Annotated in this window: 13 protein-coding genes; 5 read left to right on the top strand and 8 right to left on the bottom strand. The window is 42.4% G+C overall.

What is annotated here, in order from left to right; genetic code table 11:
- Positions 1–324: 324 nt before the first annotated feature.
- The 6 genes from IM479_RS08805 to IM479_RS08780 all read right to left on the bottom strand — a co-directional run bounded on the left by IM479_RS08805 (position 325) and on the right by IM479_RS08780 (position 6,434).
- Positions 325–1,290 carry a permease gene (locus IM479_RS08805; RefSeq protein ID WP_287672029.1) on the bottom strand — a complete coding sequence of 322 codons (966 nt, stop codon included), beginning with the start codon at positions 1,288–1,290 and terminating at the stop codon, positions 325–327.
- 224 nt (positions 1,291–1,514) lie between these two features.
- On the bottom strand, positions 1,515–2,852 hold the full coding sequence (locus tag IM479_RS08800) for an anthranilate synthase component I (RefSeq protein WP_287684156.1): 1,338 nt from the start codon (positions 2,850–2,852) through the stop codon (positions 1,515–1,517).
- Between the two features lie 129 nt (positions 2,853–2,981).
- Positions 2,982–3,359 (bottom strand): hypothetical protein, encoded by a 378-nt coding sequence (locus IM479_RS08795; RefSeq protein WP_002734118.1) that lies wholly within the window; start codon positions 3,357–3,359, stop codon positions 2,982–2,984.
- 36 nt (positions 3,360–3,395) lie between these two features.
- Complete coding sequence (locus IM479_RS08790) at positions 3,396–5,114, bottom strand: ABC1 kinase family protein (protein ID WP_287684158.1); 1,719 nt, start codon at positions 5,112–5,114, stop codon at positions 3,396–3,398.
- 171 nt (positions 5,115–5,285) lie between these two features.
- Positions 5,286–6,011, bottom strand: coding sequence for a Uma2 family endonuclease (locus tag IM479_RS08785; RefSeq protein WP_287684160.1), 726 nt, complete (start codon positions 6,009–6,011; stop codon positions 5,286–5,288).
- 183 nt (positions 6,012–6,194) lie between these two features.
- Positions 6,195–6,434, bottom strand: coding sequence for a hypothetical protein (locus tag IM479_RS08780; RefSeq protein ID WP_287684162.1), 240 nt, complete (start codon positions 6,432–6,434; stop codon positions 6,195–6,197).
- An 8-nt stretch (positions 6,435–6,442) separates the two neighbouring features.
- Between IM479_RS08780 and IM479_RS08775 the strand changes: the two genes are divergently transcribed.
- Positions 6,443–6,709 carry a glutaredoxin family protein gene (locus IM479_RS08775; RefSeq protein WP_286825700.1) on the top strand — a complete coding sequence of 89 codons (267 nt, stop codon included), beginning with the start codon at positions 6,443–6,445 and terminating at the stop codon, positions 6,707–6,709.
- Positions 6,710–6,712: 3 nt separating this feature from the next.
- Here the strand turns inward: IM479_RS08775 and IM479_RS08770 are convergent, their stop codons facing one another.
- Together IM479_RS08770 and IM479_RS08765 are read right to left on the bottom strand one after the other, a co-directional pair.
- A complete protein-coding gene (locus IM479_RS08770) occupies positions 6,713–7,894 on the bottom strand; it encodes a serine hydrolase (RefSeq protein WP_287684163.1) in 1,182 nt (393 codons plus the stop codon).
- Between the two features lie 27 nt (positions 7,895–7,921).
- Positions 7,922–8,722 carry an RNA methyltransferase gene (locus tag IM479_RS08765; RefSeq protein WP_286825702.1) on the bottom strand — a complete coding sequence of 267 codons (801 nt, stop codon included), beginning with the start codon at positions 8,720–8,722 and terminating at the stop codon, positions 7,922–7,924.
- A 36-nt stretch (positions 8,723–8,758) separates the two neighbouring features.
- Here IM479_RS08765 and IM479_RS08760 point away from each other — a divergent pair, with 36 nt between their 5' ends.
- The 4 genes from IM479_RS08760 (at position 8,759) to IM479_RS08745 (ending at position 12,361) form a co-directional block, all read left to right on the top strand.
- Entirely contained in the window at positions 8,759–8,914 is a 156-nt protein-coding gene (locus IM479_RS08760) for a DUF2256 domain-containing protein (protein WP_158198517.1), read from the top strand.
- 169 nt (positions 8,915–9,083) lie between these two features.
- Positions 9,084–10,232 carry a glycosyltransferase family 4 protein gene (locus IM479_RS08755; RefSeq protein ID WP_287684165.1) on the top strand — a complete coding sequence of 383 codons (1,149 nt, stop codon included), beginning with the start codon at positions 9,084–9,086 and terminating at the stop codon, positions 10,230–10,232.
- 9 nt (positions 10,233–10,241) lie between these two features.
- The gene (locus IM479_RS08750; protein WP_287684166.1) at positions 10,242–11,576 is read left to right on the top strand and encodes a TrkH family potassium uptake protein; all 1,335 of its coding nucleotides are present in this window, start codon (positions 10,242–10,244) and stop codon (positions 11,574–11,576) included.
- Positions 11,577–11,671: 95 nt separating this feature from the next.
- Positions 11,672–12,361: a potassium channel family protein gene (locus IM479_RS08745; RefSeq protein ID WP_061432893.1), complete on the top strand. Its 690-nt coding sequence runs from the start codon at positions 11,672–11,674 to the stop codon at positions 12,359–12,361.
- Positions 12,362–12,496 lie beyond the last annotated feature (135 nt).

The raw sequence follows: 12,496 nt of genomic DNA, 5'->3' as shown, positions 1-12,496 counted from the left end.
ATATAATGTCATGTCAAGAGGATGTTGTCAAGAGAAAATTTGACAACATCCAGATTTAGTAAAACGTAGTTAGACGGCAAAAATTAATGATGGACTATGATTAGGGAGCTAGTTAAGAGTTTCTGAAAAGTAAATGCCTAATCTTAGTGGATTAGAGATGAAGATTGATTGAATGAACCAATCATAGTCAATCACATAATCACATCAATCATAGTTAAGACCATGGGAAAATAGCGTCTGCATACGCACGGATTTTCCATTATGAATATAATATCATGTCAAGTCGCTTTTGTCAAGAGAAAATTTTTCTGACCCAGAAGGAATTCAACCTAGATAAAAACTGAGGATCAGAGCCACTAAAAAAGTCATTAACAGGCATAAAATTCCGAAATAAAGGACGATTTTAGGACGGAAAGCTGATAGGAGGAGGATAAAAGCTTTAATATCAATGAGGGAAGCGACCAGTAAAAAAGCGAGAGTGGAACCCACAGAGAGATTAGTAATTAAAGAACCGGGGACAAAAGTGCTAAGACTGGCATTAACAGCGAGGGTGAAACCAAAAAACAACTGCACGAGAATTTGAGTAACGGGAGTATTCCCCCAGGCAATTAATTGACTCTGAGGTAATAATAGCTGAAAGACACTAGCGATCGCACAGCCAATAATTAATAATCCCCCTAATTCCAGTGCTTCATCGATAAAGTTATCGAGAAATAGCTGCAGAGAAATTGGCCAAGCTTGCCTATCTCTAGTTTTATACTCATAAACAAGATTGCCGACTCTTTGTAGGGGTTGACCGGCTGCTTCCTCAGGTAAAAAACTACCGGAAAGAACTAAACTTGATTCTAGGGGAATTTCGCTATCGGTGCGGGGTTTTTCCCGATAGAAACTAAAGAGAGTACCGATAACAATTGCCATTAACCAGACCGAAAGCGATCGATAGAAGAAAATACTAGAATAGGTGAAAGTCTGCCAAGTTAGCCAAAGAGTGACGATATTTAGGGTAGGTGCAGCGGTGAGAAAGCTAAACACCACCCCTGGGGGTACTCCCTCTAATAAGAATCTTCTAGCGACGGGAATCGTGCCGTATTGTCCGACCGGTAGGATTAATCCGATGGCACTGCCAACGATCGCTCCTAACAGTCGATTACGGGGAAATATCGCCGCTAATCGCTGTTTATTGACGAAAACCAGCAAAAAACTGGAAACGGCTGCCCCGAAAAGTAAAAAGGGAAGGGAGGTCAAGACTAAACTAAGAAAAAAAGTAACTGCGATAGAAATTTGATTCATGAATAGGGTTCAAGATCGGAAGCTATCCTACAAAATAGCAGATAAGTAGGTAGGTGTTAAAAACTTTCAGATCCCCCCGCCTATCGGCACCCCCCTTATTAAGGGGGGCCGGGGGGATCGAACCCAAAATCCATCTTCAATTTAATTATAACCAGCTACTTAAAGTAAAAAGTAAAAAGAGCGGTTTTAGATGCAACAATAGGTTAGTTTGTTGAAATCAAAAATTAAAAAGAACGTAAAGCGATTAATTGTGCCTCAGCTTTATGAAGGGATTCTAACCATTCTTTTTCGGGATCGCTATCGGCAACTATTCCCGCTCCCACTTGTCCCCAAACGGTGTTTAAATTCCCTTGAGCAGTCATTAATAGGGTACGGATGAGAATATTCAAATCTAAATGACCCCGTAGGTCAATATAGCCACAGGAACCATAGAATAAATTGCGTCGCACCGGTTCCAATTCTTCGATAATTTCTAGACAACGAACTTTCGGACAACCGGTAATTGTTCCCCCCGGGAAAAGAGCTTTAATTAAATCAATAGCATGATACTTTTTATCTAATTTTCCTTGAACATTACTGACCAAGTGCATAACGTGACTATAACGCTCGATCGTCAGTAATTCATCAACATCAACCGATCCCCATTCACAAACTCTACCCAGATCATTACGTTCTAGATCCACTAGCATAATATGCTCGGCGCGTTCTTTTTTATTAGTTAATAGTTCCTCGGCCAATTGTCGATCGAGTGCCTCAGTTTTACCCCGGGGACGGGTTCCAGCGATTGGTCTAGTGCTGGCTATTCCTCTTGCTAATTTCACCAATCTTTCGGGAGAACAACTAATCATTTCGCCCCAAGGGGTGCGCCAATAACTGGCAAAAGGAGAAGGGTTAATCTGTTGTAAACTGCGATAAATTTGCCATCCTTTTGCCTTAGTTGTGCTTTGAAATCTTAGGGATAAATTTGCTTGAAAAATATCGCCTTTTCTGATATAATCTAAGGCTTTTTTAACAGCTTTTTCGTAGTCGAGTTGAGAAGTATAAAAGATTAAGGGAGAGGGATGGGGATCGATCAACTCAAAATCGGGGTGATTGCTTAAAGATTGTTCGTATTTATCTAAATCTTCGGGTTTAGTGGCAGCTAACCAGAGAATTTGTGCTTGGTGATCGAGAACAGCAAAACTGTCCGGTTCGTACCAATAAGCGACGGGAAAAGGGAGATTATCAGCTTTCGTGCTGGGTAATTTTTCTATTTCCCAAGCTAAATCGTAGCCTAACCACCCCAACCAACCGCCATGGAAGGGAAGATGATCGGGAAGAACATCGGATCGGGTTTGGGGGAGTAAACTGCTTAAAAAGGGCAAAATTTCCCCTAGTGCGGGGGTCCAAAACTGACGCGGGGAACCAGCACAAAGAGAGTAACGGGAGAGGGAATTACCCGGATAGGGACTTTCTAGTAAAGTAGCGATCGCATCTTGGGAGAATAAACAGGCAAAAACCTCAGAACCAGTGCGCTGATGTAGAGGAAGAGATCGCCAATGCCATGCTAAAGGTTTTTGCATCTAAAATCGCGGGACAAAATAGCTGGTAAATTGGGTATAAATAAGGGTTTGGTGTTAGTTGTGGGGTAGTTGATCTTTCCTATCTGCTAACACCTATTCTCTTAGTCCTAAATGTTGGCTGTCTCCTAATTATCCCCGATAATCGAGGTCAATTTCTTTAGAACCGCCGCGCTGTAATTGGCCTAATAATTCCCCTAACTGACTCCAAACCAAACCACCGATAAAGATAGTCATGGGGAGAGAGATAGCGTAGGCAACCCAACCATTGAGAATAAATATATCTAATCCCGAGGCGAGGAAAAGACAGATTCCTACACAAATACCGATAAAAGGAATTTGTAAGGAACTGGATTTTAAAAGATTTTGATCGTCTGAACCCTTATTTTTATACCAATTGTTAACCACTTGCTTGAGACTAGCTTCAAAAGCGGCCCCGCAGGTAATACCGATAAATAAACCGGCAAAAACTAGAAAATAGGGCGGTTGGGGCAGAAAATAATAATCCATAGAAAAAGTGATTAACCGATGATGACCTTAAACACTTTAACGCGAACTGGTTTCTCCCGGAAGGACAGCGGCCACACCTTGGGCAGATAATTCCCGAAAAGCGCTCATGGCCACATCCAAGAGTCGCCGCGGTTGCAATTCTCCTTGGATTAAACCCCAGAGACGTTGTACTTCGGCGGTATGGAGACGGTCATCTTCCGTTAAAGCTAATAGCAATTGACGACGCAGATAACGACCTTCTTCCGAGAGAAGAAAAGTGATGCCTAATTGCGCGGTGGGCAGTAAATCGAAGTTACTTTCCGAGCGAGCCATTGTAATCATGTTTTCTAGGCGTTGCCACTGGAATTTACCGTCTTTGAACAGGACATCCAGTAAACGCCGGCGCAGTTGCGGCGATTCCCCGGTCAGGAGACGTTTAGCGACGTAGGGATAGGCCACTTGGACGATTTTGAAGTTAGGATCGAGGGTGAGGGCTGCCCCTTCTTGGGTGACGAGGGAACGAATAATCAGGGCGAATTTGGCGGGAATCCGGAAGGGATACTCGTACATCAATTCGGAGAAATCATCGGTAATGGTGCGGAAATTGAAGTCACCGACCCTTTGACCGATGGCATTGCCTAAAACCCGTTCTAGAGCCGGAATAATTGGTTTTATATCCGTTTCTGGGGTTAAAAATCCCAGTTTGACAAAGTTGGCGGCCAGGTTTTCGTAGTCTTTGTTAATTAAATCGACGACGCAACTAGCGAGGGTTTCTTTAGTTTCCTCCTCTAACTGGTCCATCATGCCAAAATCGATATAGGCCATGCGACCATCAAAGGTGGCGAAAAGATTACCCGGGTGCGGGTCAGCATGGAAAAAGCCGTGTTCGAGGAGTTGCTGTAATCCAGAGGTTACGCCGATTTTAACGATATTATTGGGGTCCAATCCTAAAGCTTTGATGTTCTCGGTATCGGTGAGTTTATAGCCATCAATCCATTCCAGGGTAAGGACGCGGCGACCACTATAACGCCAGTAGATACTGGGAACTTTAACTTCGGGGTTATTTTGGAAGTTGGTGGCGAATTTTTCAGCGTTGCGACCTTCGTTTTGATAGTCGATTTCCTCAAAGAGTTTGGTGCCGAATTCATCGACAATCAGGGTGAGGTCGTGGCCGAGATTGAGGGGTAATAAACGACCGAATTTTTGGGCAGCCCAGCGCATTAGGTATAAATCGAGGCTTAAAAGCGCCCGCAGCCCGGGTCTTTGCACTTTAACGGCTACTTCTTCACCGGTGGGGAGTATCGCTTTGTAAACCTGTCCTAAACTAGCGGCAGCCACCGGGGTGGGGGATATTTCTCGATAGGCTTTTTCTACGGACATTCCCAATTCTGTCTCGATAATGGCAAAAGCAATGTCGTTATCGAAGGGGGGAAGTTGGTCTTGCAGTTTAACTAATTCGTCTAAAAAGTCTCTGCGAACGAGGTCGGGACGGGTAGAGAGAGCTTGACCGACTTTGATGAAGGTGGGACCTAAACGGGTGAGAATTTGCCTAAGTTCGCTGGCACGCCGGTATTTATTGGCTTCTTCTTGCTTTGTCCATTTGTCCCAGAGGAGACTGAGGAGAAATAATCCTAAAGACCAAATAATCACGAAAGCGCGACCGAACAATTGCCAAGGTTTGTAACGGTATTGTTGAGCGATCGCTTCTGCACTGTAAGGAGTGAACTGTGTTTCTTCTCGTTTCCGGTCAGTTTGACTGTCTTGATGCCGACTCACAAGCTAATCTCTATATATCTTACGCCACTTGATATTGTAGCTAAGTTCTTGGCATCGGTATACAAAACTACACATTATTTAATAATTGTTATAATTCCCTGAGAAATCATAAGTATTTATGGCTGGACTGCCGGGGTGAGTTGGGCTGCCCTAACACACCCAACCGGATATTTAAGCAATTTCATCGGGATTAATGCCCAATTCTCGCAGCTTTTGGGCTAATTTTTCCGCCCGTCGTTGTTCTCTTTCTTTGGCTAATCTTTCCTGTTCTTTGGCTAATCTTTCCTGTTCTTTGGCTAATCTTTCCTGTCGGGCCGACTCTTGAGGGGTGGGAACCAATTCGCCCGATTCGGTGAAATAGCGCAATTTATTGGCAAAAATTCCTAAATATAATCCTAGTTGCTTACTCCATAAATAACCGTTTTCATTGGGGGTAATCGGTTGGTATTGTCCCTCGATTAAAGTGAATCCTTGCCATTCTAAAGTATTGGGATCAAACCAAAAATATTCAGGAGTCCGGAAAGTATGCTGATATAGTTCCTTTTTAGCTTTTCTGTCCACATTAGCGGTGGAATCGGAGAGAATTTCGATGATTACATTGGGATATTTACCCCCTTCTCCCCAGACAACCCAACTTTTTCTAGGACGTTTTTCCGTATCTAAAACCAAGAAAAAATCTGGTCCACAAAAATCTCGCTGTTTCAGTTGCCTTTCGTTATAATATATGGTCAAATTGCCCGAGACATAGTAATCGTTTCTATCTTGCCAGAGCCAATCAAGACAAGATAATAATAAAATAATTTGTTGTAAATGCAGATCACTTTCCACGGGTGGTTCATCACTCCATAAATCGGTGGGAGGACAGACAATATCGGTAGCAATATCTAGGGTTGTCATCGTTTATAAACCCATTGAGTCAATTTGGGGTGATTCTAGCAACAAGCCACAATCAATACAATTATATTATAAGTCCGATCGTTTTGCTTGTATATAGGGTGTGCTGAAAAAGTTTGTTGGTGGGGTTAGGAGTCGGTTGGAGAAGTCAGAATACCATGACCTCAATCCCCTTCGTTGAAGGACTTATAAAAACCAGAAGAAAGCAATTAAAATAACAGTGAGAGTGGCGGCAAAAATGAGAGCGTATTCAATTTTTTTACTGAAAATACCAATAACAATGACTAGGCTAATTGCCAGAAGAAACACACCGATATAGACTAGATCTTGAGTACCCGAATTAACTAAATTATTATTTAAAGTCGGTGTGGGTGTGGGAGTTTGTAGAATTGTTGATGAGAGACTAATCGTGGAGGTAATGAACATAAATATTTATGACTACCATAGAACTAATTTTATACAGTAAACCGGACTGTCATCTTTGCGAAGGGTTGCTAGAGAAACTAGAAAAAATCCGTCAACCGGAGTGGCAGTTAGAAATTAGGGACATTACCAGTCGAGAGGATTGGTTTAACGCTTATCAGTACGAAATCCCCGTCCTCTGTCAAAAACTGGCCAAGGGGGAAAAAATCCTTCCTCGTCTTTCCCCCCGGGCAAATGCCGAACAATTGGCCCGTCTTTTAGCCAATAATTTAACCTAGGGGCTAATTACCCGGACCAGGAATAACGACCGGACTAGGAGAGGGAGAAGATTGGGCGACCGGTTGCGGTTTGGCTGCGGGTTGAGTTTGATACCATTTAAAGTGTTGGTAGGCCGTGCGCGATATTTGTTGAATCAGAGTCCTAGCGTTGCTATCATTGTGGGGACGTTTCACCATCACTGCTCCTAGATAGCGTTTCCCGTTGGGCATATCAATAATCCCCGCATCCGCTAACATCGAGCCAATATCACCGGTTTTATGGGCAATATCGGCGGATTTCTCGATACCTTGCGGTAGGAGGGTGCGAGTGCGCGTTTCCTGCATAATATTCAATAGACGATCGCGGGAACGTAAACTGAGTAATTCCCCTTGATTAACTTTTCCTAAGATTGTCACCAAATCTCTCGGACTTGTGGTATTGGTTCCTTCCAAGTCGGGTAAAGCGTTATTAATTACCGTACTGGTCAAACCCCAAGCTTGAAAACGCCGATTAAGAGCCTCTTTGCCGCCCATCCGCTTAATTAACATATTAGTAGCGGTATTATCGCTAATTACGTTCATTTTAGTGGCGGTTTCTAGGGCAGTATAGGTTTTATTCACTCCTAAATACTGCATATCCCCGGACCCACTGGCCATGACATCCTTAGTGGCCACAAAGGTTTCATCGAGACGAATTTTCCCCGCGTCCACATCCTCAAAAAAGGCGACCAGAATCGGTATTTTAATCGTACTAGCGGCGGCAAAAATAGTATCTCCGCGAAAATTAGCGTAAGCACCGTTATCGAGGTCAATAAATAAAGCTCCCGCCTGTAATTTCGGATATTTGACCGCTAAAGCTTGTAATTTCTGGTTAAGGCTGCTGAGATTTTCGTTTAAAACTAACGTGGTCAGTTTTGGGGTGACGGGTTTGGGAGTCGGGGAATTAGTAGCGGTGGGTTTTGGATGTAGGGGTAATTTGCTCGGATCCACCACGGTTAAAACCGTACCAGCGATCGCACCTAAACCGACACCAAGGATAGAGAAGCGAAGAACCTGAAGGAGAAAAGAAGCGATTAGGTTAGTTTTACGCTGTTTTTTTGCCTTTTTAACCGGTAAAGACTTTTTTTTGTTGTTTGAGTCCATGGACCTAGGGGAATTAAGGCCAGATTGGACTTTAGTAGGACGACGAGTTACTTGACGAGTCACGGTTTTCCTCAAGGGTATCCAGATTTATTATCGATCGCTAGGAGAATTTTTTTTCTTGCCCTTGAGACTATCAAGACCGAGAAAAAGTTGCCCGATACTTTCAATATGACCGATAATGCCCCGCAGCAGGGCTAATTCCTCCACCGTGGGCCGGGCCCGATGATAAAATTGCCGGAATTTCTCCATCCTAGCGGCGGCGGTGTGGGGGTAAAGATAGCCAATTTTGAGCAAAAAGCTCTCCAAGTGCTGATAATAGCCTTCTAGAGCCTCAAAAGTGGCATTAGGGGGCGTTTCTAACGGGGGTTCGAGCCTATTTTCCGTGGCCATTTGGTACAGTTCGTAGGAGCAAACCGCCACCGCTTGGGCGAGATTGAGGGAGGAATATTGAGGATTAGCGGGAATACCGACAAAACGCTGGGCGTGGTTCAGTTCGCTGTTACTTAAACCCCGGTCTTCTGGCCCGAAAATTAAGGCCGATTCCAGGTTAGGGGTGAGTAACCAGGGTAAGGCAGTCTGGGGTGTTTCGAGGGGAGTATTCAGGTGACGGGGTTTCGAGGTGGTGGCAATGATGCGATGACAACCCTGCAAAGCTTCCGCAAGGGTGGCTACCTGTGAACAGTTTTCTAGGACTTCAATCCCGTGTACTGCCATGCGTCGCGCTTCTTCTGCAAGGATATCACAGGCAGCATTGACGATAATTAAGCGACTTAAGCCCATATTCCGCATAATTCTGGCAGTGGAACCCACATTTAAGGCTCCGGCCGGTTCAACCAAAATAATTCTCAGGCGATCGAGCGGGGAACTCTGATTATTTTCATCTACACTCATAGATAAGGCGCAGTTTTTGACTTTTTAATTTTAATCATGGCACGTCAGCCCTCGAAGTCCGATCTTCCCAGTAAAATTTGTCCCGTTTGCGGTTTATCGTTTACTTGGCGCAAAAAGTGGCAAAATTGTTGGCATGAGGTCAAATACTGTTCAGAACGCTGTCGTCGTCGCAAGTCCTCGACTAATGAGTAAAAAGCCGAGAATTTTAACTATGAGATAGGCACTCTTGCAAAAGGCAATTTTTAGCTGAGGACTTAGATGGGTGATTAATTTTGCTTAGGTACTCTATTAGCTTTTAATTTTACAGCTAATTTAGTAAGCTAATATTTGGCTAAATTAACTTTTTCTTAAGAGAATCTCAATGCACATTGCCTGGTTAGGAAAAAAATCTCCTTTTTGCGGTAACGTTACCTATGGGCGAGAAGTGACTAATTCTCTGCTTGATCGAGATTATCAAGTCAGTTTTCTGCATTTTTCTTCCGAAAAACCCACCGTAGGCGATTGGCCTGACTTTTACGACGAAATCACCCTGCCACGTCTCTATAGTTCCCAAGTCTATACTATTCCCACCCTGAAATCGAGTCGCGTTCTACAGGATAAACTCAGGGAACTGAAACCCGATCTAGTTCATGCGTCCTTACCCCTGTCTCCCCTCGATTTTCTGCTACCAGAAATTTGTGAGTCTTTAGATTTGCCTCTGGTGGCGACTTTTCACCCGGCTTTTGATAGTAAAATTCGCAATCTGATTTCTAGTACCCAATTATTAACCTACCAACTACACGCTCCTTTTTTAGCTAATTACGATAAAGTAATTATTTTTTCCACCTCTCAACGGGATTTTTTAGTTAAATTGGGGGTTCCCGAAGAAAAATTAGCAATTATTCCCAATGGGGTTGATGTTAATAAGTATTGTCCAGGTCCCTCGAATATTAAAGCTCAATATAATGCCGATTGTTTATTTGTTTATCTCGGTCGGATCATGCCGGAGAAAAATGTAGAATCTTTATTGAAAGCTTGGAAAAAAACCAGTTTAGGTGATAGATGCAAACTGCTCATTGTTGGTGATGGTCCGTTAACTCCTTCCCTTAAACCTTTTTATGGAGAAGAAGATGGTATTATCTGGTTAGGTTTTATCGGCGATGAAAATAAACGAATTGAAATTTTGCGCGGGGTTGACTGCTTTATTTTGCCCTCATTAGTGGAAGGTTTATCGATTTCCCTCTTGGAAGCGATGGCCTGCGGTGTTGCTTGTATGGCTACGGATGTGGGGGCCGATGGGGAAGTGTTAAAAGGTGCGGGAATAGTTCTAGATACTAAAGGACTAATTACCCAATTAAAAACTCTCTTACCCGTATTACGAGATCATCCCGAATTAACAACAATTTTAGGACAAAAAGCCCGTCAAAGAGTTTTAGAATCTTACAGTCTCAGCAAAAATATCGATCACTTACAGTTAGTTTATCAAGAAGTGTTAGCCAAACAACAATCTTCTCTTAGCTACTTTCACTAAGGAATTTATATGACGATTGCCCGGACAATTTGCTTGGGATTTATTGCGGTAATTTTAGCGGGAACTTCCCTGTTGATGTTGCCTGTTTCTACCACTAGCGGCACTTGGAATGACCCAATTGTTGCCCTCTTCACCTCCACTTCTGCTGTCTGTGTAACCGGTTTAGCAGTAGTAGATACGGGTACTTATTTTTCTTTTTGGGGTCAATTATTTATTGCTTTATTAGTGCAAGTGGGTGGACTGGGATATATGACCACTACCACTTTTTTAATGTTATTAATTGGGCGAAAATTTGACCTGAGACAGAAGTTAGCAATTCAAGAATCCTTTGATAGACCTTTCCTACAAGGTAGTCAAAGTTTAATGAAATCAGTGATTGCTACTACTCTAGTTTTTGAGTTAACAGCAACTTTGATTATGTTAACTGTATTCGCCCAAAAGTATGATTTTAGATATGCGGTGTGGTTATCTTTATTCCATAGTATTAGTGCTTGGAATAATGCCGGTTTTGGCTTGTTTAAAGATAACTTGATGTCCTATCAATCCTCAATTATTATTAACTTATCTATCACAGGATTGATCATTTTTGGAGGTATCGGTTATCAAGTAATTATCGAGTTTTATACTTGGTCTATTCACCGCTTTCGATATAAAAGAAAAGGCTTTGTTTTTTCTCTTAACTATAAAGTTGCTATCAGTACAACTATATTTTTATTAGTGATGGGAACATTGGCTTTTTTATTTACTGAACAGGGAAATGGTGACACTTTGGCTAATTTATCAATTAAAGATAAATTGCTGGCTGCTTGGTTCCAATCGGTAACATCGAGAACAGCAGGATTTAATACCATTGATATCGGGAAAATTTCCGTAGAAGGTTTATCAATTACCATCGCTCTCATGTTTATAGGAGCCAGTCCTAGCGGTACAGGGGGAGGTATTAAAACCACAACTTTTAGGATTTTATATAACTGTACTCGCTCGGTTTTAAGAGGCCATGAAGAAGTGACTCTCTATCAAAGACGCATTCCTATGCCGTTAATTTTAAAGTCAATGGCGGTGGTTTTTGGTTCGGTTATAGCGATTATTATCTCCACCCTAGCTATCTCATTTGTGGAGACAGATTTTAAAATGATTCAACTGTTTTTTGAGGTAGTTTCTGCCTTTGGAACTGTCGGCTTATCTATGGGTATAACCGCCGCTTTATCGCCGATTTCTAAGTTAATTATTGTTTTTATGATGTATCTGGGACGGGTAGGAGTTATACTTTTAATAGCGGCTATTATCGGCGATCCGAAACCAACAGTGATTAATTACCCCGAAGAAAACCTTTTAGTGGGATAATTAATATCAGTTATCAGTTATCAGTTATCAGTTTCTCCTGTCTCCTTACTCATTGACACTAGCATTTTAAATGCGTAACAGTTTAACTTAAAATTATGCAATCAATTAAATTTTTTAGTAGTATGCGTCCCCAAAATCGTCAATTTGCCGTCATCGGATTAGGCAGATTTGGGCGCGCCGTCTGTGAAACCTTACGCAAACAAGGTTATCAAGTGGTAGCGACAGATATTGACGAAGGATTAGTAGCACAAGCGTTATCTGATCGAATAGTAGATAATGCGATCGAGCTTGATTCTACCAAACCTAACGCCCTGCGAGAAGCGGGAATTTTTGAAACTGATACGGTGATTGTCGCTATTGGTAAATACGTTGAAGAAAGTATCATTACTACTCTCAATTGTAAGGAAGCAGGGGTTAATTTTGTCGCCGCTAAAGCCTCCACAGAAATCCATGGAAAATTACTAAAAAAAGTTGGTGCAGATTTAGTAGTTTTTCCCGAATACGATGCCGGTTGTGAGTTAGCGCACCGTTTAACTAGACCATCAATTTTAGAACGATTTGATCTCGATCCCGAACATAGTATTGTCGAGTTAAAAGTCCCGGAAGCTTTTCACGGTAAAACCCTAGCAGAGTTAGAAATTCGTAATCGTTATGGGTTAAATATTGTCGCTGTCGGTAATGCGGAAAAATTCAAGATTAACCCCAATCCCCAAGAAAGATTACACAAGGATTTAGCAATGGTGGTGATTGGTTCTAACCGAGATATTCAGCGTTTACCGATTTGACACTCCCCGCTCTAAAGAGACGGGGATTCTTGGTTCACAGAGATTACTTGCTTAGACAGAATTGCTTCTGAAAAAGTAGAGGTATTCTCTCCCCAAGCGTTTATTGGATCTAGCCCAAAGGTTCCGGTATGCCCT

This window comes from Microcystis sp. M165S2 (assembly GCF_020245885.1).
GTDB lineage: Bacteria > Cyanobacteriota > Cyanobacteriia > Cyanobacteriales > Microcystaceae > Microcystis.
Note: the sequence above shows the minus strand (reverse complement) of the source record. Positions and strands in the feature narration are given on the sequence as shown.